Annotated in this window: 31 protein-coding genes; 18 read left to right on the top strand and 13 right to left on the bottom strand. The window is 71.6% G+C overall.

The window, feature by feature from the left end; translation table 11 throughout:
* Window positions 1-44: 44 nt before the first annotated feature.
* Genes ACTWP9_RS09270 through ACTWP9_RS09260 form a run of 3 tightly spaced genes read left to right on the top strand, consistent with a single transcriptional unit; the run spans window position 45 to window position 3,444 of the window.
* A complete protein-coding gene (locus ACTWP9_RS09270; RefSeq protein WP_443245603.1) occupies window positions 45-977 on the top strand; it encodes an ABC transporter permease in 933 nt (310 codons plus the stop codon).
* Entirely contained in the window at window positions 974-1,867 is an 894-nt protein-coding gene (locus ACTWP9_RS09265; protein ID WP_443245519.1) for an ABC transporter permease, read from the top strand. Before ACTWP9_RS09270 ends, ACTWP9_RS09265 begins: the two co-directional genes overlap by 4 nt.
* The gene (locus ACTWP9_RS09260; RefSeq protein WP_443245518.1) at window positions 1,864-3,444 is read left to right on the top strand and encodes an ABC transporter ATP-binding protein; all 1,581 of its coding nucleotides are present in this window, start codon (window positions 1,864-1,866) and stop codon (window positions 3,442-3,444) included. The genes ACTWP9_RS09265 and ACTWP9_RS09260 overlap by 4 nt, the downstream gene beginning before the upstream one ends.
* Before the next feature lie 49 nt (window positions 3,445-3,493).
* Here the strand turns inward: ACTWP9_RS09260 and ACTWP9_RS09255 are convergent, their stop codons facing one another.
* Window positions 3,494-4,111 (bottom strand): TetR/AcrR family transcriptional regulator, encoded by a 618-nt coding sequence (locus ACTWP9_RS09255; RefSeq protein ID WP_443245517.1) that lies wholly within the window; start codon window positions 4,109-4,111, stop codon window positions 3,494-3,496.
* 133 nt (window positions 4,112-4,244) lie between these two features.
* Between ACTWP9_RS09255 and ACTWP9_RS09250 the strand changes: the two genes are divergently transcribed.
* Window positions 4,245-5,210, top strand: coding sequence for a beta-ketoacyl-ACP synthase III (locus tag ACTWP9_RS09250; RefSeq protein WP_443245516.1), 966 nt, complete (start codon window positions 4,245-4,247; stop codon window positions 5,208-5,210).
* A gap of 74 nt (window positions 5,211-5,284) precedes the next feature.
* Window positions 5,285-5,698, top strand: coding sequence for an NUDIX hydrolase (locus ACTWP9_RS09245; RefSeq protein WP_443245515.1), 414 nt, complete (start codon window positions 5,285-5,287; stop codon window positions 5,696-5,698).
* A gap of 1 nt (window position 5,699) precedes the next feature.
* Here the strand turns inward: ACTWP9_RS09245 and ACTWP9_RS09240 are convergent, their stop codons facing one another.
* Both ACTWP9_RS09240 and murJ read right to left on the bottom strand, forming a co-directional pair.
* Complete coding sequence (locus ACTWP9_RS09240; RefSeq protein ID WP_443245514.1) at window positions 5,700-6,656, bottom strand: carbohydrate kinase family protein; 957 nt, start codon at window positions 6,654-6,656, stop codon at window positions 5,700-5,702.
* A 154-nt stretch (window positions 6,657-6,810) separates the two neighbouring features.
* Complete coding sequence (gene murJ / locus ACTWP9_RS09235; protein ID WP_443245513.1) at window positions 6,811-8,487, bottom strand: murein biosynthesis integral membrane protein MurJ; 1,677 nt, start codon at window positions 8,485-8,487, stop codon at window positions 6,811-6,813.
* Window positions 8,488-8,588: 101 nt separating this feature from the next.
* Between murJ and ACTWP9_RS09230 the strand changes: the two genes are divergently transcribed.
* Complete coding sequence (locus tag ACTWP9_RS09230) at window positions 8,589-9,557, top strand: erythromycin esterase family protein (protein ID WP_443245512.1); 969 nt, start codon at window positions 8,589-8,591, stop codon at window positions 9,555-9,557.
* A 13-nt stretch (window positions 9,558-9,570) separates the two neighbouring features.
* Here the strand turns inward: ACTWP9_RS09230 and ACTWP9_RS09225 are convergent, their stop codons facing one another.
* The 5 genes from ACTWP9_RS09225 to ACTWP9_RS09205 form a co-directional block, all read right to left on the bottom strand.
* Window positions 9,571-10,701, bottom strand: coding sequence for a metallophosphoesterase (locus ACTWP9_RS09225; RefSeq protein ID WP_443245511.1), 1,131 nt, complete (start codon window positions 10,699-10,701; stop codon window positions 9,571-9,573).
* Between the two features lie 69 nt (window positions 10,702-10,770).
* Window positions 10,771-12,204, bottom strand: a complete 1,434-nt coding sequence (locus ACTWP9_RS09220) for an MFS transporter (RefSeq protein ID WP_443245602.1) — start codon at window positions 12,202-12,204, stop codon at window positions 10,771-10,773.
* 5 nt (window positions 12,205-12,209) lie between these two features.
* On the bottom strand, window positions 12,210-12,803 hold the full coding sequence (locus tag ACTWP9_RS09215) for a TetR/AcrR family transcriptional regulator (RefSeq protein WP_443245510.1): 594 nt from the start codon (window positions 12,801-12,803) through the stop codon (window positions 12,210-12,212).
* Entirely contained in the window at window positions 12,800-13,261 is a 462-nt protein-coding gene (locus tag ACTWP9_RS09210) for an ATP-binding protein (RefSeq protein ID WP_443245509.1), read from the bottom strand. Before ACTWP9_RS09210 ends, ACTWP9_RS09215 begins: the two co-directional genes overlap by 4 nt.
* A complete protein-coding gene (locus tag ACTWP9_RS09205; protein ID WP_443245508.1) occupies window positions 13,258-13,491 on the bottom strand; it encodes a hypothetical protein in 234 nt (77 codons plus the stop codon). Before ACTWP9_RS09205 ends, ACTWP9_RS09210 begins: the two co-directional genes overlap by 4 nt.
* Before the next feature lie 180 nt (window positions 13,492-13,671).
* On the opposite strand from ACTWP9_RS09205, the gene ACTWP9_RS09200 reads away from it, so the two are divergent.
* The 7 genes from ACTWP9_RS09200 to ACTWP9_RS09170 all read left to right on the top strand — a co-directional run bounded on the left by ACTWP9_RS09200 (window position 13,672) and on the right by ACTWP9_RS09170 (window position 18,769).
* Window positions 13,672-14,526, top strand: coding sequence for a helix-turn-helix domain-containing protein (locus tag ACTWP9_RS09200; protein WP_443245507.1), 855 nt, complete (start codon window positions 13,672-13,674; stop codon window positions 14,524-14,526).
* Window positions 14,507-14,728 carry a DUF397 domain-containing protein gene (locus ACTWP9_RS09195; protein WP_443245506.1) on the top strand — a complete coding sequence of 74 codons (222 nt, stop codon included), beginning with the start codon at window positions 14,507-14,509 and terminating at the stop codon, window positions 14,726-14,728. Before ACTWP9_RS09200 ends, ACTWP9_RS09195 begins: the two co-directional genes overlap by 20 nt.
* A gap of 25 nt (window positions 14,729-14,753) precedes the next feature.
* Entirely contained in the window at window positions 14,754-14,975 is a 222-nt protein-coding gene (locus ACTWP9_RS09190) for a DUF397 domain-containing protein (RefSeq protein WP_443245505.1), read from the top strand.
* Window positions 14,976-15,014: 39 nt separating this feature from the next.
* A complete protein-coding gene (locus ACTWP9_RS09185) occupies window positions 15,015-15,578 on the top strand; it encodes a hypothetical protein (RefSeq protein WP_443245504.1) in 564 nt (187 codons plus the stop codon).
* Between the two features lie 755 nt (window positions 15,579-16,333).
* A complete protein-coding gene (locus tag ACTWP9_RS09180) occupies window positions 16,334-17,731 on the top strand; it encodes an NAD-binding protein (RefSeq protein ID WP_443245503.1) in 1,398 nt (465 codons plus the stop codon).
* Window positions 17,732-17,787: 56 nt separating this feature from the next.
* The gene (locus tag ACTWP9_RS09175) at window positions 17,788-18,153 is read left to right on the top strand and encodes a DUF4180 domain-containing protein (protein ID WP_443245502.1); all 366 of its coding nucleotides are present in this window, start codon (window positions 17,788-17,790) and stop codon (window positions 18,151-18,153) included.
* Between the two features lie 58 nt (window positions 18,154-18,211).
* Window positions 18,212-18,769, top strand: a complete 558-nt coding sequence (locus ACTWP9_RS09170; protein WP_443245501.1) for a GNAT family N-acetyltransferase — start codon at window positions 18,212-18,214, stop codon at window positions 18,767-18,769.
* Window positions 18,770-18,806: 37 nt separating this feature from the next.
* Here the strand turns inward: ACTWP9_RS09170 and ACTWP9_RS09165 are convergent, their stop codons facing one another.
* Both ACTWP9_RS09165 and ACTWP9_RS09160 read right to left on the bottom strand, forming a co-directional pair.
* A complete protein-coding gene (locus ACTWP9_RS09165) occupies window positions 18,807-19,352 on the bottom strand; it encodes a hypothetical protein (RefSeq protein WP_443245500.1) in 546 nt (181 codons plus the stop codon).
* A 123-nt stretch (window positions 19,353-19,475) separates the two neighbouring features.
* Window positions 19,476-20,321, bottom strand: coding sequence for an aminotransferase class IV family protein (locus tag ACTWP9_RS09160; protein ID WP_443245499.1), 846 nt, complete (start codon window positions 20,319-20,321; stop codon window positions 19,476-19,478).
* A gap of 79 nt (window positions 20,322-20,400) precedes the next feature.
* Between ACTWP9_RS09160 and ACTWP9_RS09155 the strand changes: the two genes are divergently transcribed.
* Complete coding sequence (locus tag ACTWP9_RS09155; RefSeq protein WP_443245498.1) at window positions 20,401-20,745, top strand: MerR family transcriptional regulator; 345 nt, start codon at window positions 20,401-20,403, stop codon at window positions 20,743-20,745.
* A gap of 27 nt (window positions 20,746-20,772) precedes the next feature.
* On the opposite strand, the gene ACTWP9_RS09150 is transcribed toward ACTWP9_RS09155, so the two are convergent.
* Together ACTWP9_RS09150 and ACTWP9_RS09145 are read right to left on the bottom strand one after the other, a co-directional pair.
* A complete protein-coding gene (locus ACTWP9_RS09150; RefSeq protein ID WP_443245497.1) occupies window positions 20,773-21,231 on the bottom strand; it encodes a TIGR03618 family F420-dependent PPOX class oxidoreductase in 459 nt (152 codons plus the stop codon).
* Between the two features lie 38 nt (window positions 21,232-21,269).
* A complete protein-coding gene (locus tag ACTWP9_RS09145) occupies window positions 21,270-22,730 on the bottom strand; it encodes an MFS transporter (RefSeq protein WP_443245496.1) in 1,461 nt (486 codons plus the stop codon).
* A gap of 130 nt (window positions 22,731-22,860) precedes the next feature.
* Between ACTWP9_RS09145 and ACTWP9_RS09140 the strand changes: the two genes are divergently transcribed.
* From ACTWP9_RS09140 to ACTWP9_RS09130, 3 genes are all read left to right on the top strand, one after another.
* A complete protein-coding gene (locus tag ACTWP9_RS09140) occupies window positions 22,861-23,352 on the top strand; it encodes a MarR family winged helix-turn-helix transcriptional regulator (protein WP_443245495.1) in 492 nt (163 codons plus the stop codon).
* Window positions 23,353-23,444: 92 nt separating this feature from the next.
* Window positions 23,445-23,747, top strand: coding sequence for an acylphosphatase (locus ACTWP9_RS09135; RefSeq protein ID WP_443245494.1), 303 nt, complete (start codon window positions 23,445-23,447; stop codon window positions 23,745-23,747).
* On the top strand, window positions 23,744-24,532 hold the full coding sequence (locus ACTWP9_RS09130; RefSeq protein WP_443245493.1) for a Mut7-C RNAse domain-containing protein: 789 nt from the start codon (window positions 23,744-23,746) through the stop codon (window positions 24,530-24,532). The genes ACTWP9_RS09135 and ACTWP9_RS09130 overlap by 4 nt, the downstream gene beginning before the upstream one ends.
* A gap of 119 nt (window positions 24,533-24,651) precedes the next feature.
* Here ACTWP9_RS09130 and ACTWP9_RS09125 read toward each other — a convergent pair whose 3' ends face one another.
* Entirely contained in the window at window positions 24,652-25,086 is a 435-nt protein-coding gene (locus tag ACTWP9_RS09125) for a protein-tyrosine phosphatase family protein (protein ID WP_443245492.1), read from the bottom strand.
* Between the two features lie 167 nt (window positions 25,087-25,253).
* Between ACTWP9_RS09125 and ACTWP9_RS09120 the strand changes: the two genes are divergently transcribed.
* Window positions 25,254-25,784, top strand: a complete 531-nt coding sequence (locus ACTWP9_RS09120) for an SRPBCC family protein (protein WP_443245491.1) — start codon at window positions 25,254-25,256, stop codon at window positions 25,782-25,784.

The raw sequence follows: 25,784 nt of genomic DNA, 5'->3' as shown, positions 1-25,784 counted from the left end.
TGCGCAGGATCGCCGCGCATGCCGCCCGCCTGCGCCGTTCATGGGTGGCGCGGCGGCTGCTGCTCGGGCTGGCGCAGACCGTGGGCGTCGTCCTGCTGGTCTTCGCGCTCACCGAAGCGCTGCCCGGTGACGCCGCCGTGGCGCTCGCCGGTGACCAGCCGGACCCGGCCAGGATCGCGGCCATCCGGGAGGCGCTCGGTCTGGACCGCCCCGCCTGGGAGCGGCTGGCCGAGTGGGCGGGCGGGCTGCTCCGCGGGGACCTGGGCTCCTCGCTGGTGACCGGGCGCCCGGTCAGCGGCATCCTGGCCGCCGCCTTCGGGCCGACGCTCGTGCTGGCGGCGCTCACGCTCGCGTTGCTGGTGCCCGTCGCGGTCGGTCTCGGGGTGCTGGCCGCGCGCCATGAGGGGCGGCCGGTCGACCGGTTGATCAGCACGGTGACGGTCGGCAGCTACGCCGTACCGGAGTTCGCACTCGGGGTCCTGCTGGTGACCGTCTTCGCGCTGCGCCTGGACTGGCTGCCGCCCACGGCCGTCGGCAGCGGGGAGGCGCCGCTGTCCCACCCGGCAGCTCTCGTACTGCCGGTGCTCGTCCTGCTGACGCGGCCGGTGTGCTCCGTCAGCAGACTGGTACGCGCGGGCATGGTCGAGGCCCTGCGCTCCCCGTACGCGGCCCATGCGGCGCGCTGCGGCATCGGCCCGCGCCGCGTCCGCTACGCGCACGCCCTCCCCAACGCCGTGGCGCCCGCCGTCCAGCAGGTGGCCCGTACGGTCGACTGGCTGCTGGGCGGGGTCATCGTCGTGGAGGCGCTGTTCGTCGTGCCGGGGCTCGGCACCGTACTGATGGACGCGGTCGCCGCGCGGGACGTCCCTGTGGTGCAGGGGCTCGCCGTCGTCTTCGGAACCGTCACCGTGCTGCTCAACCTCGGTGCCGATCTGCTGGTGCACCGGCTCGCACCGCGCTCGGGGGTGGTCGCGTGAGACGGCACGCGGGCTGGGCGCTCGGCCTGGTGCTCGTCGCGGTTCCGCTGCTGCTCGCTGTGCTGGGGCCGCTGCTGGCCGGTGAACCCGGGCCGCGTGGGACCTCGTTCGCGCTCGGGGGCAGTCACTGGCTGGGCACGGACTTCACCGGCCGGGACGTGTGGCACCAGGTGCTGCTGGGTGGGCGCTCGGTGGTGCTGGTGGCGCTCGCCGCGACCGCGCTGGCCTATCTGGTGGCCCTTCCGCTGGGCTTCACCGCCGCGCTCACCGGCCGGGTCTGGCTGGAGGAGCTGTTGATGCGGCCGCTGGATGTGCTGCTGGCGGTGCCCTCGTTGCTGCTGGTGCTGCTGGTGGCGACCGTTCTCAGTCCGGGCCCGGGCGGACTCGCGCTGCTGGTGGCGCTGGTCAACGTGCCGGACACCGCGCGGATCGTACGGGCCACGGCGGCGGAGGCGGCCGCTCGGCCTTCCGTGGAGGCGCTGCGGCTCCAGGGCGAGAGCTGGTGGCGGATCGCGCCGGGCTATGTGGGGCGCGCATCGCTGCGGACCCTGACGGCGGACGCGGGTGTCCGTATGACGGGGGTGCTGTACCTGGTGGCGACGGCGGCCTTCCTGGGCGTCGGCGTGCAGCCGGACGCGGCCGACTGGGCGGTCATGGTCGACCGGAACCGCACCGGGCTGTTCGTCCAGCCCTGGGCGGTGGTGGTGCCCGCGCTGCTGATCGTCGCGCTGTCCATGGGCACCAACCTGCTGGGCGACGGTGCGCTCGCCCGGCGGGGCCGCTCCGGCGGCAGGAGCGGGAGCAGCGGCGGCAGCGGCAGGAGCGGCAGGAGCCGAAAGCGGCGGCCCGTGCGGGCCGGACGGCCGGAACGAGCGGAGGGAGCCGCGTGAACGGCGTCGGTACACGGTCGGAAACCACGGACGGGCAGGCCGGGACCGGGACCGGGGCGCGTGTCGTCGCCGAAGTGCGGGGGCTGCGGGTGTGGGCCGGTGAACGGCTGCTGGTCGACGGTGTGTCGCTGCAACTGCGCGCGGGGCGGGTGACCGCGCTGGTCGGCCCCTCGGGCAGCGGCAAGACCACGACGGGGCTCGCACTGCTCGGCCAGGCACCGCCCGGCGCCCGGCTGGAGTGCGAAGCGGTCCTGGACGTCAAAGGGGCGTACGTACCCCAGCACCCGGCTGCCGTGCTCAACCCCGCGCGCCGTGCGGGTGCGCTGCTGTACGAAATCGCCGCCCGGCAGGAGCGGGCGTCCGGTGGCCGGCGGCGCGGGCGGCGTGCCGCCGTTCGCGCCCGCGTCCGGCGGGCGCTTCAGGCAGCCCAGCTCAGCGGGGAGCACAGCACGGGAGAGGCGCTGCTGCGCCGCTTTCCGCACCAGCTCTCCGGCGGCCAGCAGCAGCGTGTCGTACTCGCCCAGGCGCTGCTGCTGGGGGCGCAGGTGGTGGTCGCGGACGAGCCGACGACGGGCCAGGACGCGGTGACCAAGCGGCGGATCGTCGCCGAACTGCGCTCCGTGGCACGCCAGGGCATCGCCGTACTGCTGCTCACCCACGATCTGGACGTGGTCGGGGAACTGGCCGACGAGGTCGTCACGATGCGCGAGGGCCGGGTCGTGGGCAGCTCCCAGGAGTGGGAACCGCCCTCCCCTCGGGCCACGCCGACCGTCGCACGGGGCGCGGCACCCGCACCGTCCGGTACGGCAGCGGACCTGTTCCGGGTCCGCATCGAGGCCGCCCGCTACCGCGACCGGGACTGCGGGACGGTGTGCGCACTGCGCGACATACGGCTGGCCGTGCCGGCCGGGCAGGCGCTCGCCGTGGTCGGGCGCTCGGGCAGCGGCAAGACGACGCTGGGCCGCTGTGTGGCCGGGCTGCACCGGGACTGGGCGGGCGAGGTGGGCTTCGACGGTACGAAGGCACTGCCCCGGAACGTACGCTCCCGTACCCCCACGCAACTGGCGGCTGTGCAGTACGTGTTCCAGGACGCGCGCGGCGCCTTCGACGAGCACCGCCCGGTGCTGGCACAGGTCGCGCGCACCGCCGTACGGCTGCGCGGGGCCCGGCCGCAGGAGGCCGCGGAGGAGGCGCGGGCAACGCTCGCCCGGGTCGGGGTGGACGACGGGACAGCGGCGCGGCTCCCGGGGCAGCTGTCGGGCGGCCAACTGCAACGGGCGGCGCTCGCCCGTGCGTTGCTGGCCCGCCCTCGGGTGCTGGTGTGCGACGAGGTGACCTCCGGGCTCGACTCCGGCGCCCGCACGGGAGTGCTCGATCTGCTCGCGGGGCTCTCCACGGAGGAGGGCATGCGCCTGCTGCTGATCACCCATGACCTGGAGACGGCGTCCCTGGCGCACCGGATGGCCGTGCTCGACGGCGGAGCACTGGTGGAGGAGGGCGAGACCCGCACAGTGCTGGGAGCGCCGGAGCACTCGGTCACGGCCTCGCTGGTGCGCGCCTGGTCGCCTCAGCGGTGACGCCGCGTGCCCGGCATCGGGGCTGAGGGGAGCGCCCGCCCCCTCCCCCTCAGCTGCGCGGCGCCGGACCCAGCAGCCGGTCCAGGGCGCGGCGCGTCCTGGCCGGGGCCGTGGCGTCGGCGAAGAGCTGAAGTTCCTGGTTGAGGCCCATATAGAGCCCGTGCAGTTCGAAGGCGAGCTGTTCGGGCTCCAGGTCGTCGGGGAGCTCCCCGACCTCGACGGCGATCCGCAGATCGTTCACGAGCAGTCGCCGTCCGCGCAGCATGAAGCGCGCCACCGTGTCGTGTACGGGGCCGCCGCGGGTGTCGAACTCGACGGACGCGGCGGTGAACAGACAGCCGCCGGGGAAGGCCGTACGTTCCCGCTCCAGATAGCGGATCCATGCCTCGCAGAAGGCCCGCAGCCGGGTCAGGCCGGGCCGCAGTTCGGCGACCGGCTCCCACACCAGTCGGGTGAACAGCCCGGAGGCGCCGTGCAGTGCGGCGAGCTGGAGCGCCTGCTTGGAGCCGAAGTGGCCGAGTACGCCCGCCTTGCTCATTCCGAGGTCGGTGGCGAGCCGTCCGATGGTCAGCCCCTCCAGTCCCTCCACGGACCCGATGGCGACGCTGCGCTCGATGATCCGCTCCCGCGTTCTGCGGGCCTCGGCGGCGGACTTGCGTGGGCTCATGCACCCATCGTAGCGGGCCCGACCCATTTAACTTCCGATCGATCGGTTGCTATATTCCCGGCCATCGGTCGCCGCCGGGCTTGTTCCCGTGCGGTCGCACCGGCCCCTGTCCCCTCAGCAAGGAGAAAGCACCGTGCCGGGAACCCGTATCGCAGCGCTGGGCCATCACCAGCCCGACCGCGTCCTGACCAACGACGACCTGGCGGGCATGGTCGAGACCAGCGACGCGTGGATACGCCGGCGCACCGGGATCGTCAGCCGGCGCATCGCGGCGGAGTCCGAGACCGTCGCCGACCTGGCGACGGTTGCGGCAGGCAAAGCACTGGCCGCGGCCGGGCTGGACCCCGCCGACATCGACCTGGTCGTGCTGGCCACCTGCTCGGCCCGGGACCGCTGCCCCAGCAACGCGGCGCAGGTCGCCCGCGCCCTCGGCATCCCCTCCGCTGTCGCCTACGACCTCAACAACGGCTGCGCCGGTTTCTGCACGGCGCTCGCCTCCGCCGACCACTCGGTGAGCGCGGGTGCGGCGCGGCACGCGCTGGTGATCGGCGCGGAGAAGATGTCCGACGTCACCGACTGGACCGACCGCACCACCTGCGTCCTGCTGGCCGACGGTGCGGGAGCGGCGATCGTCAGCGCCGTCCCCGATACCGAACAGCAGGGCGGAACGGACGGCATCGGACCCGTCGAGTGGGGCTCCGACCCCACGCGGGGCGAGATGGTGCGGCTGCTGGACGACTGGCAGCCGCGCTTCGCCCAGGAGGGGCCCGCCGTCTTCCGTTGGGTCACCACCGAACTCCCCGCCCTGGCGCGCCGCGCGTGCGAGCGGGCCGGGCTCGCGCCCGCCGACCTGGCCGGGGTGGTCACCCACCAGGCCAATCTCCGCATGATCGAGGCCATGCTGCGCAAGCTGGACCTCGCCGAGGACGTGGTGATCGCCCGGGATGTGGTCGAGTCCGGCAACACCTCGGCCGCCTCCGTACCGCTGGCCCTCGCCAAGCTGGTGGAGCGGCGTGAGCTCCCGCCGGGCGCCCCCGTGCTGCTGCTCAGCTTCGGCGGCGGCCTCTCATGGGCGGGGCAAGTGGTGCGCTGCCCCTGAGCAGCGGCTGCACGGGCCTGTGCCCCTGAGCAGCGGGTGCACGGGCCTGCCCGGCGCCTGGGATGATCGTTCCCATGGACAGCAGGACAGCGCAGGAAGAACATGCCGCCGCCGAGCTGATCGTCTCGGCGGCGGCCGTCGTACGGGAGGGTCGGCTGCTGGTGGTGAGCAAGACGGCAGCGCGCGGCCTCTTCTATCTGCCCGGCGGCAAGCCCGAGCCCGGCGAGAGCCTGCGAGCGGCGCTGGACCGGGAGCTCCGCGAGGAGCTGGGCGTCGCGCCCCGGTCCGTCACGCCGCTCACCGAGATACGGGGGACGGCGGCGCTGGAGGGGGTGCCGATGCGGATGACGGTCTTCCGCGCCACCTTGGACGGACAGCCCGAACCCGGCGCCGAGATCGCCGCCCTCCGCTGGACCGACGGCACGGACGGGCCGGGCCTCAACCTTGCCCCGGCCGTCCGGAACCACGTCCTGCCGCTGGTGCTCTGAGCTACTGCCCGGCCGCCTCCAGATCCTTCGCCCAGGGCGGGTTCGCTCCGCGTACGGAGACGACCGCGGCGGCCACCCGTACGCCGAACTCCAGGGCCTCGGTGACCTGTTGCCCGGTGAGCCCCTCCAGCCTGCCGCCGAGCGCTCCGGCCGTACGGAGGGCGTGCAGGAAGCCCGCCATGAAGGAGTCGCCCGCACCGACGGTGTCCACGACGCGGGTGGGCGGCGTCGGAACGCGGAGGCGCTCCCCGTGGAGGGAGGCCAGTACGCCCTCGGCCCCCAGGGTGACCACGACCAGCGGCACGCCGTCCGCGTGGAAGGCATCGGCCGCCTCCTCCGGGGTGGCGCCGGGGCGCAGCTGGGCCAGGTCGTCGTCGGAGAGCCGCAGGATGTCGGCGGCCGCGCACCAGCGGGGCAGCGCCTCGCGGTAGACGGCCGGGTCGACCAGCAGCGGGCGGACGTTGGGGTCGACGGAGACGGTCGCGCGGTCCCGTATCTCCGCCAGCAGGCGCTCGACGGCCGGGCCGCCGGGCTGCTGGACCAGGGCGAGGGAGCCGGTGTGCAGACAGCTCAGGGGACCGGCGGTGGCGGTGGCCAGTTCGTCGTCGGTCCACTGCCAATCGGCGGTCTGCTCCGCGTGGAAGGAGTAGTCGGCGCTGCCGTCCTCCGCCACGTCCGCGATGGCCAGGGTGCTGGGCTGGGCCGCCCGCACCGTACGGCTCAGGTCGACACCGGACTCCGCGAGCCGGGCGGCGAACAGCCGCCCGAACACGTCGTGCGAGAGCCGGCCCAGGAACCGGGTCGGCGTGCCCAGCCGCGCCAGCGCCACCGCCGTATTGGCGGGACCACCCCCGGGGAAGACGTCCAGCGCCAGTGGCGCCGCGGCCTCGCCGCGCGGCGCCACGAAAGCGTCTGCGACGCACTCGCCCAGCACGGCAATGGGGTGTTCAGCGGTCATCTCGGCCCTCTCACCTCGACACGGTCCAGCCCTGACGGGCACCACAGTACGGTGGCCGCGCGCCCCGAGGGCGCGGGGGAGGTCCCCCCACCAGCCACAACGCACCCACACCCGCACCCCACCCGCACCCGCACCCGCACCCGCACCCGGGAAATCAGCGCCGACCCCCACGGCGCATCCCCGGCAACGACCGCAGCTCCGGAATCCGCAGCAGCAGCCCCAACAGAAAGTAGCCGAGCGCGAGCACCAGCACGCCCGCAGCAAGGCCCGACGCCGAGCCGACCGTGCCCTCACCCAGCGTCCGCCGTACGGCATCGGCCGCTGCCCAGGCAAGCCCCGCCGCAGCAGCCGCGGCCAGGGACAACCGTCCGTACGCCCTCAGCAGGCGCCCCGCAGGGTCGAGCGGCGCAGCCAACCGGCGGCGCAGCAGCCAGGCGGTGAGGGCGAAGCCCGCCACGTACGAGAGCGAGTAACCCGCGGCCATCCCGGTCACAGCCCACCGCGCGGGCAGCAGCACATGGCAGCAGCTGGCCAAGACAATGTTGACCGCGGCGATGAAGGCCGCCATGAAGAACGGCGTACGCGTGTCCTCGAAGGCGTAGAAGCCGCGCAGCAGCAGATACTGCGTGGAGAACGGGATCAGCCCGAGCCCGAACGCCTGGAGCATCTGCCCCAGCGGCTGCGCCGACTCGGCGTCCGCGGCGCCGTGTGCGAACAGCAGCGCGGCGATCTGCGGACCGAGCACGAGGAAGAGGAAGGCGGTCGGGACGATGAGGGCGCCGGTGAGGCGGAGCGCTCGCGTCAGATCGGCGCGCAGGTCCGCGGGGCGACCCTCGGCGACCGCCCGGCTCATCCGCGGCAGCAGCGCGGTCACCAGCGAGACGGTGACGATGGACTGCGGCAGCATCCAGATGGTCTGCGCGTAGGTGTACGCGGAGTATCCGGCACCTGCGTCCGGAAGTTCCTGATCCGCGGCGTTCGCGTAGTTGGTGACGACGGTGAGCGCGACCTGGTTGGCCAGCACGAACAGCAGCGTCCACTTGGCGGCGTGCGCGCTGCTGCCGAGCCCCGTACCGCGCCAGTCGAACCGCGGCCGGAAACGGAAGCCTGCGGCGCGTACGAACGGGATCAGCGCGAGGGCCTGCAGGGCGATCCCGGCCGTGGTGCCCAGCCCCAGCAGCCGTACCTGACTGTCGGTGATGTCCGCGACCCGCTCCGGGACGGTCATCATCCCCAGGTAGGCACCGAACATCGCGATCAGTACGACGTTGTTGAGGATCGGCGTCCACATCATCGCGCCGAACTTCTCGCGTGCGTTGAGGACTTGGCCGAGCATCCCGAACAGCCCGTAGAAGAAGATCTGCGGCAGCAGGAAGCGGGCGAAGACGACGGTCAGCTCGAACGCCTCATGCTGCGCGGGGGTGTCCCGCATATAGAGGCCGACGATCTGCGGCGCCGCCCAGACGGCCAGCGCGGTACCGAGTGCGAGCACGGTGACGACAAGGGTGACCAGCCGCTGCTCGTACGCCCGGCCACCATCGGCCTGCGTGGCACGCGCCCGCACCAACTGCGGCACCAGTACGGCGTTGAGGGCGCCGCCGATCAGGAGGGTGTAGAGGCTGGTGGGCACGGTGTTGGCCGTGTTGTACGTACTGGCCAGCAACCCCGTCCCGAGCGCCGCCGCCTGCAGCACCTGCCGCACGAGCCCGGTGGCCCGCGAGACGACGGTGCCTGCCGCCATGAGCAGCGACGCCCTGGCGAGCCCCGGCTTCGCCGCGGCCGTCTCCTGCCGGTCCCCTGCGCTGGTACTGGTCCGTATCCCCTCCGTCATCGGGCCAATCTATGCCCAACCGATCACCGTGCGTGAATCGAGTGGCTCGGCTCGCGACCCACCGTTGACTTGAAGTTGACTTCAAGTACAAGACTGTGTCCATGAGTGAACAGCAGCAGCGAACGGAACATGTGAAGCAGTGGATAGCGGACCGGGTGCACCGGCTGAGCACCTTCGAACCGGCGGCGACGCTGGACGATCTGCGGCCCCTGGCCGCATGGATCGGCGACGACCCGCAGGTCGTCGCCGTCGGCGCCGCGACCCGGGCGGCACGTGAACTCTCCACCCTCCAGCACCGGTTGGTACGGCTGCTGGTGGAGGAGCGTGGATTCCGCACCGTCGCACTGGAGGGCGACGATCCGGTGGAGGTCGGCCTGGACGCGTACGTCCGCACGGGACAGGGCGATCCTTGGGCGATGCTCGCCGGAGCCCGGCCGTTCTGGCGTACGGCGGAGATCCTGGAGCTCGTGCTGTGGATGCGCGCGTACAACGACCGCCACCCGCTCGATCCCGTGCGCTTCGCCGCCGGTCCCCCTGCCCCCTCCCCCGCCGCGCCGCCGAAGGGACTGGCCGACATCGAGCGGGAGTTGGCGGAGGCGATCATCCGCGAGCACGCCGAGTCGGGTGACCGCATCGTCTACTGGGGCGGCATCGCGCACACCGCGGTCGGCGAACCCCGCACAGTCTCCCCCACGCCTCCCGGCTCCGCGGAACTCACCCACCGCAACGCGGGCAGCTATCTGCGGGAACGCTTCGGGGACGGCTATGTATCCGTGGGCCTGACCTTCCACCACGGTCGGATCCCCGTCGCCGTCCCCGGGCCCCCCGAGGAGTTCGCCGAGTCGGTGCTCGGCACGGCCGGGCCCGCGGCCTACCTGTGGGACCTGCGTACCGGGACCGCGCCCGAGCCGGTACGCGACTGGCTGCGCACCCCCACCAGAACCCGCCTGGTCGGACCCGGCTACGACCCGGCCGACGACCCCGCGCACCATCTGTCCGGCGGCGGTCTGTCGGACTGGTTCGACGCCCTGATCCACGTACGGGAGGTCGGCCCGGCGCGGCTCCTGTGACGGCTACGCCCGCTTACGAGGCGGCCGCGGCGCGGGCGGGCAGCCGGTCGGTGCGGGTGTGGCGGTAGGCATGGGTGTGTGCCCCCGTGCCGGGATCGACCGTGTAGGCGTCGACGACGACCTGCTGGGCATTGATCGTCAGCAGCATGAAGCCGAGCGTGTCGTACGCCTCCCAGAACGCCTTGTTGCTCGGCTCGTCCGCGCGGCCCTTGGTCTTGGCCGCGGCGCCGCACACGATCTGCTGGGTGCCCTGGTAGTCGGCGGCGGTGTCCAGGATCTGGAGGGTGTGGTCGTGCCCGCCCAGCAGGAACTCCGCCTTGCCGACGGCGACTTCCTCGTACAGCTCCTTGACGTGCTTGCCGCTCATGTAGTCGCCGCAGGTGACGCCCTCGTACTCGCCCGCGTTGCGGTGGGTGCCGTTGTTGCGGAGCGGGTGGTGGGCGAAGACGAACTTCCAGCGGGCGCGCGAGGCGGCGAGCGACTTGTCCAGCCAGGCGCGCTGTTCGCGGGCGAAGGGCCCGTCCCAGTAGTACTCGGGGTCGGTCTGGAGCACGTACGAGGAGAGCGGCGTGGTGTCGAGCGCGAAGAACTCGGCCACCGGCTCGGCGGCGCCACCGGGTACGACCACGGAGTAATAGCGGCTCGGCATGTACCAGCGGGCCGAGTGCGCGTGGTACGCCACCTCGTGGTCGCCGCGCGAGGGCCGGCCGCCACTGCCGGGGATGATGCCGCTGGTGTCGTGATTGCCGAGGACCATCAGCCAGGGCACATCGATGCCGGTGTTGGGGCGTTCGAACTTGGACTGGAACTCGTCGTCCGTGTCGCTCTCGGGACCGTTCTCGTAGATGTTGTCCCCGAGCCCGATCGCCAGGTCCACGCCGCGGCGTGCGCACACCGCGCGGGCGGCGTCGGCGACCTTCCACTGGCCGTCCTCGCCGGTGCCCGCGTCTCCGGTCAACAGCACGGTCAGCTCGGCCTTGTCGGGTATCGGAAGCTTGTCGATCCCGCCCTCGGCCGCGCTGCCTGCGGCGTTTGCCGACTGGGCCGCCGCGCCGCCGCCGAGTACGGCCGCTGCTCCGGCGCCGCCGACGCCCACGAGCACCGTCCGTCTGCTGACGCCGGTGCCTTCCCCCTGAGTTCCCATGCGTTTCTCCTCGCGTGACTTGTACAGACACCACCTCCCTCGGGTGAAGGTGGCATGTACACGGCGCAGCTAAGGGTGGGCGCGCGGAGAAACGGTGTCAACTCGTCGGTAACTTCTGCGCCACCGACCGGGTGCGGTCAGGCGGGGTGCCAGCAGCAGTCCGGTGGCCGCCGTCAGCGCCAGCACCGTCAAGGTGGGGCCCATCGCCGCGAGGAAGGCCGCATCCGGGGGCTGCCGGGCAGGCGTCCAGGCGGACATCAGGGTGGTCGCCGCCGCAACTCCCAGCGTCGGCCCCACATTCATCGCCGTCTGCTTCAGACCGCCCGCCACCCCCGCGTGCCCCGCGGAAGCCTGCCCCACGACGACAGAGGTGGCGGTGACCATCACCGCCGCGAACCCGGCGCCGAGCAAGAAGAACGCCACCCCGACCGCACCCGCGCCCACTTCGGCGTCCGCCCGGGACAACACCGCCACCCCGGCCGCCAGCGCCGCCGCCCCTCCCCCGGCCGTACGCCGCGGACCGTACCGCCGCAGCAGTACGGCACACAGCGGCGCACCCAGCACCATCGACACGGCGAGCGGCAACGTCCGTATCCCGCACTCGAAGGGGTCGAGGCCGACGACGTCCTGAAGGAAGTAGCTGCCGACGAACAGCGTCCCCTGCAGCGCCACCGACGCCACGAGCAGCAGCGCCAGCGCCGCGGCGATGCCCGGCGTTCGCAACAGCCCCGCTGGGACCAACGGCTGTGCGGAGGTGCGGCGTTCGTGCCGTACGAAGGCCGCGGTCGCCGCACCGCTGACGGCTGCCGCGAGGGCGTTCCAGCCGTCGCCCGGAACGGAGACGAGAGCGTGCACCAGGCAGAGCAGTGCGGCAGCGAGCAGGCAGGCGCCCGGCAGATCGAGACCGCCGGACGGCGAGGTTGCGCGGGCTGTCGCGGGTGCTTTCCGCCCCGTCAGCAGCACGGGGAGCCCCACCGCGAGCGCCGGGGGGACGTTGAGGAAGAACACCGCCCGCCAGCCCAGTTCGGCCGCGAGCATCCCACCGAGAACCGGCCCCATGGCAGCAGCCAGCCCGATCACGCTCGTCCGGACCGCGATCGGCATACCGAGCCGTTCCGGCGGGAACGCGGCGCGCAGCATGCCGAGCGTGGCAGGTTGCAGCAGCGCGCCGAAAACGCCCTGCACGACGCGCAGCCCGATGACCCAGCCGATGCTGTCCGCCAGCCCGATCCCGGCCGAAGCGGCGCCGAAACCCAGCATGCCGAGCGCGAACAGCCGTCCGTGCCCGTACCGGTCGCCCAGCCGCCCCGCGAAGACCAGCAGGCTCGCGACGGCGATGAGATAGCCGGTGCTCGTCCACTGCACCTGCGCGAACGTGGCCCCGAACTCCCGCTGGAGGCTCGGCTGTACGACGACGAGAACGGTGCCGTCCAGCGCCACGACGGCAGCCCCCGTGACGCTGGCGACGAGGGTGAGCGCGCGTTGCGGGGGCGCTGTATTCACGCGATTCACGCGCCCTCCAGCCCGAGGTGGGCGTCCAACACGGCCCGCAGTACGTCTTCCTCCTCGGCGCCGGTGGCCAGCTGGAGGCTGCGCCAGGCGCCCAGTTGGGCAATACCGTGCAGGCCGGCCCAGAACGCGCCGGCCTGCGCTCGCGGATCTCCACCGGGGATGTCCCGCCGACTGCGGGCGACCAGGTCGACCAGGACATCGAACAGCGGCAGGCTCGTCTCACGCAGCCCCAATTCGCCGCTCTCCAGCAGGTCATGCCGGAACATCAGCTCGTACATCCCCCGGTGATCGCGGGCGAAGGCCAGATAGGCGCCGGCCAGCGCGGCGAGCTGGGCACGCGGGCTCTGCAGCTCCCGGTCGGCCAGCACCTGCCCGGCCTCGGCCGCCAACTGCCCGAACCCCTCGCGGGCGATGGCGGAGAGCAGCGACAGATGGGTCGGGAAGTACCGGCGGGGCGCCCCGTGGGACACCCCCGCCTGCCGGGCGATCTCCCGGAGGGACACACCCCGGGCGCCCTCTCTGGCAACCAGCTCGACGCCTGCACGGACGAGCCGTTCGCGAAGCCCGGCATCCGTGTTCGGTTCACTCATAGACACTGTCTACCAGCGATTGGTAGACACTGTCTACGCCCTGGCGGGCAGCTCGCACCACACGTCTTCGCGTACGCGCCCTGCTCCACGCCCCACCGCAGCGCCAACGCGTCGATGAGGGCGAGCCCTCTGCCCGACTCGGCATCCGGAGCGGCGGCGACGTGAACGGGGAGGGGTCGCGGGTCGGGATCGGTGACGCCGAGCCGCAGGTGACTGCCGCCGCACCAGGCGACCCGTACGGTCGCGGGGACCGCCTCCCCCACGTGCACCACCACATTGGTGAGCAGTTCACTGACGCAGAGCGCCACCACGTCGGCCGCCTGCGGAGCACCCCACCGCGCGCAATGCGCGGCCACCTCGTGGCGTACGGCACCGATATCGGTGGCCCGCGCCAGCAACGCGAGGGCTAGCGCAGGCCGTTGCGGCGTGGTGGCAACCCGCCACGTCTGGGCGATCACCCCTCGGCCCGCCCCTCCCCCGCCGCAGCGCGCAGCACGGCTGCGAGAGCGCGGGCAGTGTCGACGTTGCAATTGCCGAGGGCGATGAGCGTGTACGACTGCGACCCGGCGTAGGTCACCGGGTCGACCCCGAGGGAGGGCAGGGTGATCCCGTTGGCCCGGAGGGCCGTGCCGAGTTCGGCAATACATTCCTCGACGCTTTTCGATCGCCCGTACGCACTTTCGTTCATTTGTCGCACCCTTCCTGAGCACTGTGTGACGAAGCCCTCACACAATGACCCGAGCGCGGGTAACGTTGCAGCTCATCGGGCTCCCGCAAGCGAACTGCCCATCAGCTACGACCAATTGCGGACCCTCCGGGAATGGCCCCACCCGAACGAAAACAGCCATCAATCTCTCGGCGGTGAACCGTGCCAGGACCCAAGGACATCGACGGATCAGCAGGCGTCCCCACCTTCTACGGGAAGGAGCTCCGCTGGCAGCGCGAGCAAGCCGGGCTGACCCAACCCCAGTTGGTGGAGGGCAGCTTCTACGGCTACAGCCACCTGAGCGAGATCGAACGCGGGGAGCGGCGGATGCCGCCGGATCTCGCGGAGCACGTGGATCAAGTGCTGGGGACGGATGGGTTCTTCAGTCGGCGGTGCGAGGATGTGCGCAAAGCGCGGTTGAGGGGGCACGCCGCCTACTTCGCGAAGGTTCTGGAAGCCGAAAAGCAGGCGCTGACCATTGAGGAATGGGCACCGACGGTCTTTCCGGGGCTGCTTCAGACGGAGGCGTACGCACGCGCGGTCGTAGAAGCGACACACCCACTGGAAGACGCTGAACAGGTAGAGATCAAGGTGAAGGGACGCAGCGCACGCGCGCAACTGCTCGACACGGACCATGGGAAACCCATGTACTGGGCGATCCTGCACGAGTTCGTACTGCGGCAACAGGTCCTGCCCGGCGAAGAGATGGCGCACCAACTCGACCGCCTGGCGGAGCTGGCTCTGCGCCGACGCATCGTTTTGCAGGTGCTTCCGTGGAACGCAGGAGCGCACCCCTTCATGCTCGGCACGGCGATGCTCATGACTTTCGCGGACGCGCCTCCCCTGGTCTACACGGAGTCGCTGCACAGTGGCGAGACCCTCGACGATCCAGCTCTCGTGCAGCAATACCGCACGTCGTACGATCTCCTCAGGGCCGCCGCCTCGCCACCAGAGGCGTCCTTGGCCATGATCCGGGAAGTGGCAGAGGAGCACCGAGATGGCAGGCAGCCACACTGACCTCAGCACCGCGCGCTGGCGTAAGAGCAGCTACAGCAACGGCAGCGGCGGCAACTGCGTGGAGGTCGCCGCCGACGCCACCGGCGGCATGGTCCCGGTCCGCGACACCAAAACCGCCCCCACAGGCCCGGTACTCACTTTCCCCGCGCACCAGTGGACCCGCTTCATCAGCGCACTCCACAACGGAAACCTGAACGCCTGACACCAAATGGCCAGAGGAGCCCGGGATGATCGACAGCCGGCCCGACGTCAGCACCGCGCGCTGGCGCAAGAGCAGCTACTGCAACGGTGACGGCGGCGAGTGCGTAGAGGTCGCCGCCGACGCCACCGGCGGCATGGTCCCGGTCCGCGACACCAAAACCGCCCCCACAGGCCCGGTACTCACCTTCCCGGCATCCGGGTGGGCGCACTTCATCGTGGCCGTCCACGACGGGCGGTTCGGGGACTGACCCGCAGGGCTGTCGGTGCCATGCGCTAAGCATGTGCGCGTGACGGAAACTGATACGGAGTACTCCGAATTGCTGCAGGCTCTCGATGTGTTCGGCGGGAGCCTCGGTCCAGATGAGCAAGTCAGTTGTCTCTACCGCCTGCTTGCTCCCTTGCTCGGCCAGGTTGAGCGTGAGGACATGGAGTTCAGCGATGAGCCTGTGCTGTCGAACCCGGAAGCGGTGCAAGGGCTGCACAGGGCCGCGGCTGGGGAGCCGGTGGACGCCGATGCGATCCATGAGCACCTGACCGCGATGGGGCTGGTCTATTCCGAGGACCAGGACCCGGACTTGCATGTGATATCCCAGTCGGCCTACGCGGCGGCGGCATGGCTGCGCTTGTCGGCGGGGCGGAAGCTGCGTACAGACGACCTGGCGGAGGATGACGAGGACCTGATCCCGGCGTTCGCTCCGTCGACGTTCACGCAGATCATCGACCTTCTGGCCTGGACTCGATCGGACCAGGTGTACATCTTCTGGGAGGACGCCCTCACCTACCCCGACCTACGCGATCTTCAGGCCGCAACCCGCGAGCTCAGGGCGATGTACGCGGAGATCACCACCTGAGGCGGTCGCAGGCGGAAAGCTTGCTCTGTGGCGGCGCTGCTTCTTCCCTCGATTCCTCAGGTACCACCCAGTCCGCTCCCGACGAGGATGACGGCCCAGCCGGTGACACACCCCGCCGTGTCGGGCGCCGGGCTCCGCTTCGTCTCCCTCCCCGTCAAGAGGCGTGCCCGTACCGGCGGCGCCGATCAGGCTTCTGCTGGGTACTGCTCATGCTCGTGGGGGCCGCGTCGGCGCTGGTCCCGCGGCGGTGTTTGAGCATCTGTCCAACCGGGGGCGTAAGAGGTGTGACATCTGTACGTAGTGCGGGGGAGGCAGCCGTTCTACTTTCGGTGTGCGCGGGGTTTCACGCAGGGTGACCCCCAGCTATGAGCTGTCTGTCCGCGCTGCTTGCGCTCATGCGCCCGCCGGCAACCCCTGAGAATCAGAGGCGGCGTCCGGAGCCGCGAGGTGAGCCGGGCGGCCCTGTTCCACATTCCGCTCCATGGCTGCTCAGCCGATTGTCCGGACCGGGTTACCGCATGCGGAGCACAGCGCTCCCATGCCACTCGACATTTCTCGCATTCCGATTGGAGCAGTTCTCATGAGCGCCGTCAGCAGGCGCCCCGAGCCGACGCCGATCAATGTCCGCCACCGACCGGCGACGGACCGGGAATCCACCGACACAAGCACCCCCGCGTGCCACTGCGGCCAGTTGCTCATCCGGTGCAGCGGCTGCCGGACCCTCCGTTGCCTCGACTGCGACCCGTACCGTTCAGATGACTGCGCCTTCGCTGTCTGAACATTCCGGCACCAGTACCGGCGACGGGACCGAGCAGCAGGACTTCGTCGTGATCGGGGACGACGCGGCGCGCAGGGTCTGCGGTCAGCTGCAGGCGGCGGGGACGGCCGTGTGCCACATGGCGTACCCGACGGATGAGGCGTTGCGCCGTGCCCTGGTCCGGCAGGTCACCGGGGTCGCGGTGCTCTTCGACGACGATGCCGAGTCCCTGCGCTACGCACTCGCGGTGGAGCACATCCGTCCGGGTGTGCACCTGGTGGTGACGGTCTTCGACCGGACGGTCGCGGATCAACTCGAACGCACAGTGCCGAACTGCCGGGTCACCTCCCCGGCCGATGTCGCCGCTCCGGTCCTGCTGGCCGCCTGCCTCCAGCCCGGCCTGCTGGCGCTCAGCCGGTCGTCCTCGGGGCACGTCGGCGCCCGCTGGGAGGCGGACGGAGTACGGCTCGAACCGTACCGGCCGCCGCGCGCCCTGAGGTACCGGGCCTTGGCGGGCAAGATCAGGGGCCAGCTGCGACCGCACGACGGCAGTTCGCGGATCATGCTGGCCGGGCTCGCCGGTCTGTTCGCGGTGCTGCTGGCGGACTGGTGCTGGTCCGTGACCCTGAACCACCGGCCCCCGGTGGAGGCCCTCTTCGAGGCGGCGCGGACGCTGGCGACCGTCGGGCCCGCGACCGCGCACGGCTCGACGGGCTATGTGGTGTTCGCCAGCATCGCCATGCTGACCAGCATCGTGTTCACCGCCGTCTTCACCGCCGGAATGGTGGACCGGCTGCTGGCTCCGCGCTCGATCGGCATGGTGGGCCCGCGGGCACTGCCCAGGGCGGGCCATGTGGTGGTGGTCGGACTCGGACAGGTCGGGCTGCGGCTGTGCACACACCTGCAGGGGCTCGGCCTCGGCGTGATCGCAGTGGAGCGGGACCCGGCGGCGCCCAATCTCCGGCTGGCGAAGGCGCTCGGGGTGCCCGTCGTCGTCGCCGACGCCAGGGACCGGTTCGTACTGCGTAAGCTCGGGCTCCCCAAGGCCCAGGCCATGGCCGCCGTCGCCTCCGACGACCTGGACAACATCGCGGTGGCCGTGGCGGCACGGGCCGTCGCACCCGAGCTGCGTGTCGTGATCCGGGCGGGCGACCACGAGGCCATAGCCGAGACCCAGTCCCTGTTCAGCATCGGCATCGTGCACGACCTGGCCAGCCTGAGCGCCGCCTATACGGCCGCGAGCCTGACCGGCCCGGAGCCGAGCGGAGTGCTCACGCACGGCAGACGACTGCTGGTGGAGCGGGCGGACGGTGCGTTCACCCAGTGGCCGCACGCGGCCCGTTGCGATCACCATCCATACGCGAGTCACGAAGGGCAACCTCGAACGACGAGCTGAGGCGCCCGTCGGAATCCCTTCGCCCTCCCCCGTGAAGCGCTCTAGCCTGGGCGACCATGAGCAGCAGCCTGGAGACGATCAACGACGTACCGGTCCTCATATGGGACACCGAGGGCGAGACCATCGGCAGTGAGCGCGATGCCCTCGACGTCATTGGCAACACCTCGTACCAGGGTGCCGAGTGGGCGGTGATCCCGGCCTCCCAGCTCGACGAGGAGTTCTTCCGGCTGGGCACCCGCCTCGCGGGAGACATCATCCAGAAGTTCGTCCAATACCGGGTGGGCCTCGCGGTCGTCGGTGACATCTCCCGGCACCTGAATAGCAGTTCGGCGCTCCGTGACTTCGTACGGGAGTGCAACCGCGGGCGGCAGACCTGGTTCCTGGCCGACGTGGAAGAGCTGCGGGAGCGGCTGAGCGGCTGACCGGCCGGGGCGCCTTATTCAGTCGCGTCCCACTTCGTGGGCCGTTAGCTTCGCGGCTGTGACGACTCAGCTGCGAACGGAACGCCTGTTGCTCCGCGGATGGCGGGAGAGCGATCTCGCCCCCTGGGCCGAGATGAACGCCGACCCGGAGGTGCGGGAGCACTTTCCCGGTGTGCTCAGCCGGGAGGAGAGCGACGCGTCCGTGGCCCGGTTCCAGGGGGAGCTGGAGCGGCGCGGCTGGGGGTGGTGGGCGGTCGAGGTGCGGGGCACCGGGGAGTTCGTCGGGTTCGCCGGTCTTGACCCGGTGGAGGACGAGTTGCCGGTCGAGGGGGTGGAGGCGGGCTGGCGGCTGGCCCGCTCCGCCTGGGGGCACGGTTATGCGACCGAAGCGGCGCGGGCGGCGCTGGAGTTCGGCTTCGACTCGCTGGACCTTACGGAGATCGTGGCGATCACCACGGCCAGCAACCTTCGCTCCCAGGCGGTGATGCGCCGCCTGGGCATGACCCACGACCCCGCCGACGACTTCGAGGACCCCACTGTGCCCCCCGGCCCGCTGCGTTCCAGCGTCGTCCATCGCCTGCCCCGCGACCGGTTCAGCGCCGCGCGCCCTGAGTGAGGGTTCCGGCTATGGCGTCGGGGGCGCCGCCGACCCGCTACAGGTCCGGGTCGGTGAAGCCCCACAAGGGCCACCAGTCGAGGGTGGCGGTGCCCTCCAGCGTGGGGTATTCGAACCGGACGTGGTTGCCGGTGAACGAGAAGCGCACATGCTCCCAGCCGTCGAAGTGCTCGGTGACCTCGACGTCCCAGTCGCCGAGATCGTCAGCCGTGGCAACGGCGGCGATCGAGTAGTCCGGAGGACTTCCGGCCGGGCAGCCGTAACCGTAGTCGGCGATGGCGGCTACGGTGCCCCGGTGGGTGGCGAGCGTGACGGACTGGCAGTCGTTCTCCTTGGTGCGGTAGAGCAGCCGGGGTTCGGACCAGGAGCCGCCCTTGGCCTTCTGGTGGCGTTCGACCAGGCCCTTTTCTCCGTAGCGGAGTGAGACGCGGCGGCCGTCGTCGAGGGTGATCCGGGTGCTGCCATCACCCAGTTTCGACCGTCCCTCTTCACCGGGCCGTTCCCCCAATTTGAACCATCCTCCCGCCAGCAGCATGACGAGAGCGACGCCTGCGCCGATCAGCTGGACCCGCCTTACCCACATGGTGACTTCCCGATCCCCCGGTGAACTGCCGTGGGCCGTGGAGACGTGCAGCCGAGGACTGTCGGTTCCTGGTTCGCCGCCCTGTCAGGGAACCCGCCCCCTCTCAGGAAGACTCGCCCCCTCTCAGGGAGAGACGGGCGGCTCCGCCTCATGTGCCCGGTGCAGCACATCCAGGAAGGACGGCGCCGCAGGCAGCGGCACCGCGCCGATGCGGTGCACCGGGATACCCGGTGTCCAGGAGTTGAGGACCACGGCCCCGGCGAGTGCGGGCAGGTCGGCGAGGGTGATCTCGCGGTCGTGCTGGGGGACGCCGAGGCGGTCCAGCCCGCGGCGGACCATGGCCATCATGGTCCCGCCCAGCATTTCGGCCCGGGGCCACACCACGGCTTCGCCGTCCCAGAAGGCGAAGTTCCAGATGGTTCCCTCGCTGAGCCGGCCCCGCCGGTCGACGAAGGCGGCGTCGTCGAAGCCCTGCTCCTGCGCCTGCCGCAGGAAGTAGGTCTTGGCCACTTCGCCGACGTGTTTCACCGTCGGGAGGGGACGTTCGTACTCGACCGTTCCCAGCTCCAGCGGCCCCGCCGGGCCGGACGCCGCGGGTCCCGTCCGCACCAGGACGGAGAGCTCCGCGTCGGCCGCGTCGGCGGTGAACTCACCGGCCGAGGAGTACACGACGGCCGTCAGTGACACGTCGGGCGGGCCGCTCTCCAGCGCCGTCCGCAGATACGACCGCACCCGGTCGTCGGGCAGCGCCCGGCCGAACAGCTCCAGCGAGGCGGACCGCAGTCGCTCCAGGTGCAGGTCGAGCCCCCGCACCCGGCCGTCCCGCACCTGCATGGCGGTGAAGTGTGCGTAGCCCGCGAAAGCGAGCGGGGCCAGTTCTTCGGTGGTGGCCGTACGGCCGTCTCGCTGCACGGCGTACGGGGTCGTCCGGGGCCGCCTGTCCAGGGCGGTCGTGGAATGTGCGCTCATGCGGAGGACGTTAAGGCTTGACACCGATGCGAAGGTCAAGTGCGAAGGTCAACGACGTCGACGGAACAGGGCAGGACACATGCTGATCGGGGAGTTGTCCCAGCGCACCGGGGTCAGTTCCCGGATGCTGCGCTACTACGAGGCACAGGGGGTGCTGATCGCCGGGCGCGGGCCGAACGGGTATCGCGACTACGGCGAGGAAGCGGTGGTCACCGTGCGGCAGATCCGTGCCCTGCTGCGGGCCGGGCTGTCGACGGAGGTGATCCGTACGGTGCTGCCGTGCGTCCGGGGTGAGCAGCCAGTCATCCACTGGTGCGCGGAGCTGCGCGACATCCTCAACGGCGAGCTGGCGGCCATGGACGAGCGGATCGACGCTCTGCAGCGCAGCCGTGGCACCCTCGCCGACCTGCTGGGCCCCTCCTGAGCCGCACGCCGGAGGGGCCCTGCGCGGTCAGCCGGCCTCTTCGACGTCGAGGGCCGTGCCGTACAGCCGTGAGACGTGGAGGCGGATGACGACACGCTGTTCCCTGACCGCCTCGGCCAGGAACGCTTCCTCGTCCTCTGCAGAGGTGAATCCACCGGCCATGGCGGCGAGTTCCCGGCCGACCGCGTCGCCGGGGACGGCTGTGGGCTCGGAGACCTCCGCCTCGCCCTCGGCGACCGCGAAGGTCCACACGTCCGGGCTCACATGCAGGGCGGCGTGCGGGTCGGCGCGGAAGTGGCGGGGCTTGAGGCGGTCGCGGGTCGTGGAGATCCGCAGGGTGCGTTCGCTCGCGTCCCACCGGTACAGCACCGTGGTCAGATGCGGGTGACCGCTCTTGCGGACGCTGGCCAGCACACCGAACTGCTGCTCGGCGAGAAGACGGTGGAGTTCGGTTTCGGTGAGCGGGCGCGGACCCGGTCCGGGCATGGGGATTCCTTTCACGAGGGGGTACGGAACGGGGTGGGTCAGCCCACGGGCTGCCGTGCGGGGGTCGAGGATGCCGTTGCCGCCGCTGCCGTGCGTCGGCCGGGCTTCCGGAGTGCCACGGCCGCGACGACGAGTGCCACGATGAGCAGCCCGGTCCCGGCCGCGAAGGCCACGTGGTATCCCCCGGTCAGGGCCGAGGCGCGGGGGCTGCCGGAGGCGGTCAGTGCGTGGGCGCGGGCGGCTGCCAGGGTGGAGAGCGTGGCCACGCCGAGGGCCATACCGATCTGTTGGGTGGTGTTGAACAGCCCGGATGCCAGCCCGGCGTCACGTTCGTCCGCGCCGGACATGCCGAGCGCGGTGAGGGCCGGCAGCGCGAGTCCGAAGCCTGCCGCGAGCAGCATCACGGGCAGCAGGTCGGTGGTGTAGTGCGCGCGCTCGGGCAGCCGGGTGAGCAGGCCCAGCACACCGATCAGGAGCACGAGGCCCGTCAGCAGCACGGTGCGTTCCCCGTACCGCGCGATCAGCCGCGCTGAGACGCCGAGCGAGACCAGGCCGATGACGAGGGCGGCCGGCAGCATCGCGATGCCGGTCCTCGCGGCGCCGTAGCCCAGCACTTCCTGGAGGTAGAGGGCGACCAGCACCTGGAACGAGTACAGCGCTGCGACCATCAGCATCTGCACGACGTTCGCCACGGCCACCGTACGGGAGCGCAGAATCCGCAGTGGCATCAGCGGGGTGCGGGCCCGGGACTGGCGGACGAAGAATCCGGCGACGAGTGCCACGCCGAGGAGCGTGGGGAGGAGGGTGTGCGGTGAACTCCACCCGTACGCCGTGGTGTTGATCACGCCGTAGATACCCGCCATGAGGCCGACGGTGATCAGCAGTGCTCCCCAGGCGTCTGCTCCGGCACGCAGCCCCATGCCGCTGTCGGACGGGAGCGCCGGCAGGGCGAGGGCGATGACGGCGGCGCCGATGGGCAGGTTGATGAAGAAGATCCAGTGCCAGGTCAGCAGGTCGGTGAGGACACCGCCGAGGACCTGGCCGATGGAGGCACCGGCGGCGCCGGTGAAGCTGAACACGGCTATGGCGCGGGCTCTTTCCCGCCGTCCGGGGTACAGCGTGACGAGAATGCCGAGGCCCACGGCCGCCGCCATGGCGCTGCCGACGCCCTGCAGGAAACGGGCGGCGAGCAGGACCGCCGGAGTGCCGGCGAACCCGGCCAGCAGCGAGGCCGCGGTGAAGACCCCGGTCCCGGCCAGGAACATCTTTTTGCGGCCGAGCAGGTCACCGAGCCGGCCGGCGAGCAGCAGCAGGCTTCCGAAGGCGATGAGGTAGGCGTTGACGATCCAACTCAGCTGCGAGGAGCTGAAGTTCAGGTCGCGCTGGATGGCCGGCATCGCCACGGTGACGATGGAGCCGTCGAGGATGATCATCAGCGTCCCGGCGGCGATGACCCCGAGGGCGAGGCCGCGCGGACGTCGGGCGGAGAACACGGACATGGTGGGCCTCTCTTGTCGCCCTGTGGATGGGAGGTGGTGCGATAGCGAGACCGTAGCAGATAGTTTTGTTGCAGACGATCCTTTCGAAGACGATACCTTTCGGAACCAGTTCCCCGGTAAGCTGGACGCCATGACCGCCATGACGCCGCCGACCCGCACCCAGCCGGACCTCTCCTACCTGCTGGACCACACCAGCCATGTGCTGCGCACCCAGATGGCGGCGGCACTCGCCGAGATCGGGCTGACGGCACGTATGCACTGCGTGCTCGTTCACGCGCTGGAGCGGGAGTGCACCCAGAGCGAGCTCGCCGGGATCGGCGACATGGACAAGACCACGATGGTGGTCACCGTCGACGCCCTGGAGAAGGCCGGGCTCGCCGAGCGCCGCCCCTCCAGTACCGACCGCCGGGCGCGGATCATCGCGGTCACGGAGGAGGGGGCGCGGATGGCCGAGCGCAGCCAGCGGATCGTGGACGAGGTGCACGAGCGGGCGCTCGGTGCGCTGCCGGAGGGCGACCGGGAGACGTTCCTGCGGCTCCTCGACCATCTGGCCACCGGCCACCTGAGCAGCCCCGCGCCCACCCCGGCGCCGGCCCGCCGGGCACGGCAGCGCAGCCGTTGACCCGAGCGGGCGGCTCTGCGGACCGCGGGTGCCGCGCCACTGCGTTCGCGCGACCATGGAAGGGCCAACCACCGGACCGCTGAGGTGAACTGATGGCTGCGACGTCCAAGCGCGTGATCGTGACGGGGCAGGTGCAGGGGGTGTTCTTCCGGGACACCTGCCGCCAGGCAGCCGCCGGGTACGGCGTGCAGGGGTGGGTGCGCAACCTGCCCGACGGCAGCGTGGAGGCGGTCTTCGAGGGGGAGCCGGAAGCCGTCGACGCACTGGTGGAGTGGGCCCACGAAGGGCCTCCGGCAGCGGTCGTCGACGACGTACAGGTGATCGAGCAGGAGCCGCGGGGGCACTCCACGTTCCAGGTACGCGGCACCGCCATGTCGCCGGGCCAGGACCGGTGACAGGGCCGGAGCCCGGCGCGGCAGCGGACGACCGGCTCCGGCTCCACGTCCAGGTACCCGACGAGCTGCGCCTCTTCCTGCCCGCCCGGCTACGCCGCCAGGCCGGGCAGCCGGAGGGTGTTTCCTGCCCGTACGACGGGACGTCCTCGCTCGGGCACGTGGTGCAGTCGCTGGGCGTGCCGCTGACGGAAGTGGCCGGGCTGCGGGCCGACGGCACGGCTGTCCCCGACTCCTACCGCCCGCCGGACGGTGCCCGTATCGCGCTGAGCCCGGTGCCCCGTCCGCAGCCGCTGCCGCCGGACGCGCCCTCGCCGCCCCGGTTCGTGCTCGATGTCCACCTGGGGGCGCTGGCCCGGCGGCTGCGGCTGCTCGGTGTGGACACCGCCTACCGCAACGACGCGCACGACCCGGAGCTGGTGGAGCAGGCCAACGAGGAGCGGCGCGTGCTGCTGACCCAGGACCGTGGCCTGCTGCGCAGGCGGACCCTGTGGCTGGGCGCCTATGTACGAGGCAGCCGCCCCGACGACCAGATCACGGATGTGCTGGCCCGGTTCGATCCGCCGCTGGCCCCCTGGACGCGCTGCCCGGCGTGCAACGGGACGCTGAGGGCCGTCGCCAAGGAAGAGATCGCCGACCAGTTGCCGCCCGGCACGCGGCGCACGTACGACACGTTCACCCGCTGCACCGTTTGTGGGCGCCTGTATTGGCCGGGGGCGCACCATGCGGGGTTGACGGCACGCGTTGATGATGCCCGGCGTGCGGGTGAGGGCGACACGTCGCCCTAGCCGTGTCCGGCGGTCCCTCCTTTTTGCCGGTTAGGGGGTGCCCGTTGCTCGATCCCGCGGGCTGCGGGTGAGATGTGGCTGGTCGCGCAGTTCCCCGCGCCCCTGACGGGGCGCAGCCCCTACACCTTGCGGAAGCGCAATACGTAGCGGCGTTGCCAGGGGGTTTCGACCGCGCGGCGCGAGTAGTGGGTGCGGACGTAGGTGACGGCCTCTTCGGGCGGGACTCCGTCGAGGACCGCCAGACAGGCGAGGGCCGTGCCCGTACGGCCCTGGCCGCCGCCGCAGGCGACCTCCACGCGCGCGGTCAGGGCACGTTCCCACACCTGGTGGAGGGCCTCGCGGGCCTCGGCACGGTCGCTGGGGAGCCGGAAGTCGGGCCAGCGCAGCCAGCGGGACTCCCAGCCGACCGGGGACGGCCGACGGCCCAGCAGATAGAGGCCGAACTGCGGCTCGGGGCCGGACGGCAGGGGATGGCGCAGTCCTCTGCCACGGACGAGCCGGCCGGACGGCAGGCGCAGCACTCCCGGTGTGTCGGGTTCCCAGGTGGCGGACATGCCGGGAGCCTAGCCCGCGGTCCGGCCCGGCATGGGGCGATCGGGAAGAGACGGCTCCCCCGTACGGACCCGCCCCGGCGGCGGGGGCCGGGGCCCGGCGGGAGACTCGGCAGGACGGTCGTCCAGGGGTACCCGGGGCGGCCCGGCGGCGAAGGGTGTGACGTGGGATGAGCGTGGAGCTGGGAATCTTCGTGGAGCGGGACGGGCTGCCCGCCGTACGGCTGGAGCGCCCGTTCGCGGTGAGCGTGGAAGAGGTGTGGCGGGCACTGACGGAACCGAGCCGGTTGGCGGCGTGGTTCCCGTCGCCGACGGTGCATCTGGAGCCGATGGTGGGCGGAAGTGTGGACTTCGCCGGTGATCCGTACGCGGAGGACGCCTCCGGCACGGTGCTGGAGTACGACCCGCCTCGCCGACTGAGCTACACCTGGGGCGACGACGAGCTCCTCTTCGAGCTCGGGCGGCGCGGCGAAGGGTGCGTGCTCGCCCTCACCGACGTGCTGGAGGACCGCGAGGCCGCCGCCCGCAACGCGGCCGGCTGGGACGTGTGCCTGGACGAGCTGGCCGAACTCCTGTCCGGCGGCGCCCCTTCCGGCCCGCACGACGGGACGGCCGCCGACTGGCAGGCCCGCTACGACGCGTATGTCGCCGCAGGCATGCCGTCGGGGGCTCCGGTGCCGGACGGCGGCGACCCGGGCTGA

This window comes from Streptomyces sp. 3N207 (assembly GCF_052246355.1).
Lineage (GTDB): Bacteria > Actinomycetota > Actinomycetes > Streptomycetales > Streptomycetaceae > Streptomyces.
The sequence above is the reverse complement of the archived record's forward strand: the minus strand, read 5'-3'. Positions and strand labels throughout refer to the sequence as shown.

Excerpts from the sequence above, each read along its gene's own strand:
- ACTWP9_RS09150 (WP_443245497.1), bottom strand. The coding sequence starts at position 21,231 with ATGCCCGGACCGGGTCCGCGCCCGCTCACCGAAACCGAACTCCACCGT.
- ACTWP9_RS09140 (WP_443245495.1), top strand. The coding sequence starts at position 22,861 with ATGACCGCCATGACGCCGCCGACCCGCACCCAGCCGGACCTCTCCTAC.
- ACTWP9_RS09190 (WP_443245505.1), top strand. The coding sequence starts at position 14,754 with ATGATCGACAGCCGGCCCGACGTCAGCACCGCGCGCTGGCGCAAGAGC.
- ACTWP9_RS09195 (WP_443245506.1), top strand. The coding sequence starts at position 14,507 with ATGGCAGGCAGCCACACTGACCTCAGCACCGCGCGCTGGCGTAAGAGC.
- ACTWP9_RS09160 (WP_443245499.1), bottom strand. The coding sequence starts at position 20,321 with ATGAGCGCACATTCCACGACCGCCCTGGACAGGCGGCCCCGGACGACC.
- ACTWP9_RS09135 (WP_443245494.1), top strand. The coding sequence starts at position 23,445 with ATGGCTGCGACGTCCAAGCGCGTGATCGTGACGGGGCAGGTGCAGGGG.
- ACTWP9_RS09225 (WP_443245511.1), bottom strand. The coding sequence starts at position 10,701 with ATGGGAACTCAGGGGGAAGGCACCGGCGTCAGCAGACGGACGGTGCTC.
- ACTWP9_RS09255 (WP_443245517.1), bottom strand. The coding sequence starts at position 4,111 with ATGAGCCCACGCAAGTCCGCCGCCGAGGCCCGCAGAACGCGGGAGCGG.
- ACTWP9_RS09205 (WP_443245508.1), bottom strand. The coding sequence starts at position 13,491 with ATGAACGAAAGTGCGTACGGGCGATCGAAAAGCGTCGAGGAATGTATT.
- ACTWP9_RS09155 (WP_443245498.1), top strand. The coding sequence starts at position 20,401 with ATGCTGATCGGGGAGTTGTCCCAGCGCACCGGGGTCAGTTCCCGGATG.
- ACTWP9_RS09230 (WP_443245512.1), top strand. The coding sequence starts at position 8,589 with ATGAGTGAACAGCAGCAGCGAACGGAACATGTGAAGCAGTGGATAGCG.
- ACTWP9_RS09120 (WP_443245491.1), top strand. The coding sequence starts at position 25,254 with ATGAGCGTGGAGCTGGGAATCTTCGTGGAGCGGGACGGGCTGCCCGCC.
- ACTWP9_RS09215 (WP_443245510.1), bottom strand. The coding sequence starts at position 12,803 with ATGAGTGAACCGAACACGGATGCCGGGCTTCGCGAACGGCTCGTCCGT.
- ACTWP9_RS09145 (WP_443245496.1), bottom strand. The coding sequence starts at position 22,730 with ATGTCCGTGTTCTCCGCCCGACGTCCGCGCGGCCTCGCCCTCGGGGTC.
- ACTWP9_RS09240 (WP_443245514.1), bottom strand. The coding sequence starts at position 6,656 with ATGACCGCTGAACACCCCATTGCCGTGCTGGGCGAGTGCGTCGCAGAC.
- ACTWP9_RS09180 (WP_443245503.1), top strand. The coding sequence starts at position 16,334 with ATGACTGCGCCTTCGCTGTCTGAACATTCCGGCACCAGTACCGGCGAC.
- murJ (WP_443245513.1), bottom strand. The coding sequence starts at position 8,487 with ATGACGGAGGGGATACGGACCAGTACCAGCGCAGGGGACCGGCAGGAG.
- ACTWP9_RS09125 (WP_443245492.1), bottom strand. The coding sequence starts at position 25,086 with ATGTCCGCCACCTGGGAACCCGACACACCGGGAGTGCTGCGCCTGCCG.
- ACTWP9_RS09165 (WP_443245500.1), bottom strand. The coding sequence starts at position 19,352 with ATGTGGGTAAGGCGGGTCCAGCTGATCGGCGCAGGCGTCGCTCTCGTC.
- ACTWP9_RS09175 (WP_443245502.1), top strand. The coding sequence starts at position 17,788 with ATGAGCAGCAGCCTGGAGACGATCAACGACGTACCGGTCCTCATATGG.
- ACTWP9_RS09245 (WP_443245515.1), top strand. The coding sequence starts at position 5,285 with ATGGACAGCAGGACAGCGCAGGAAGAACATGCCGCCGCCGAGCTGATC.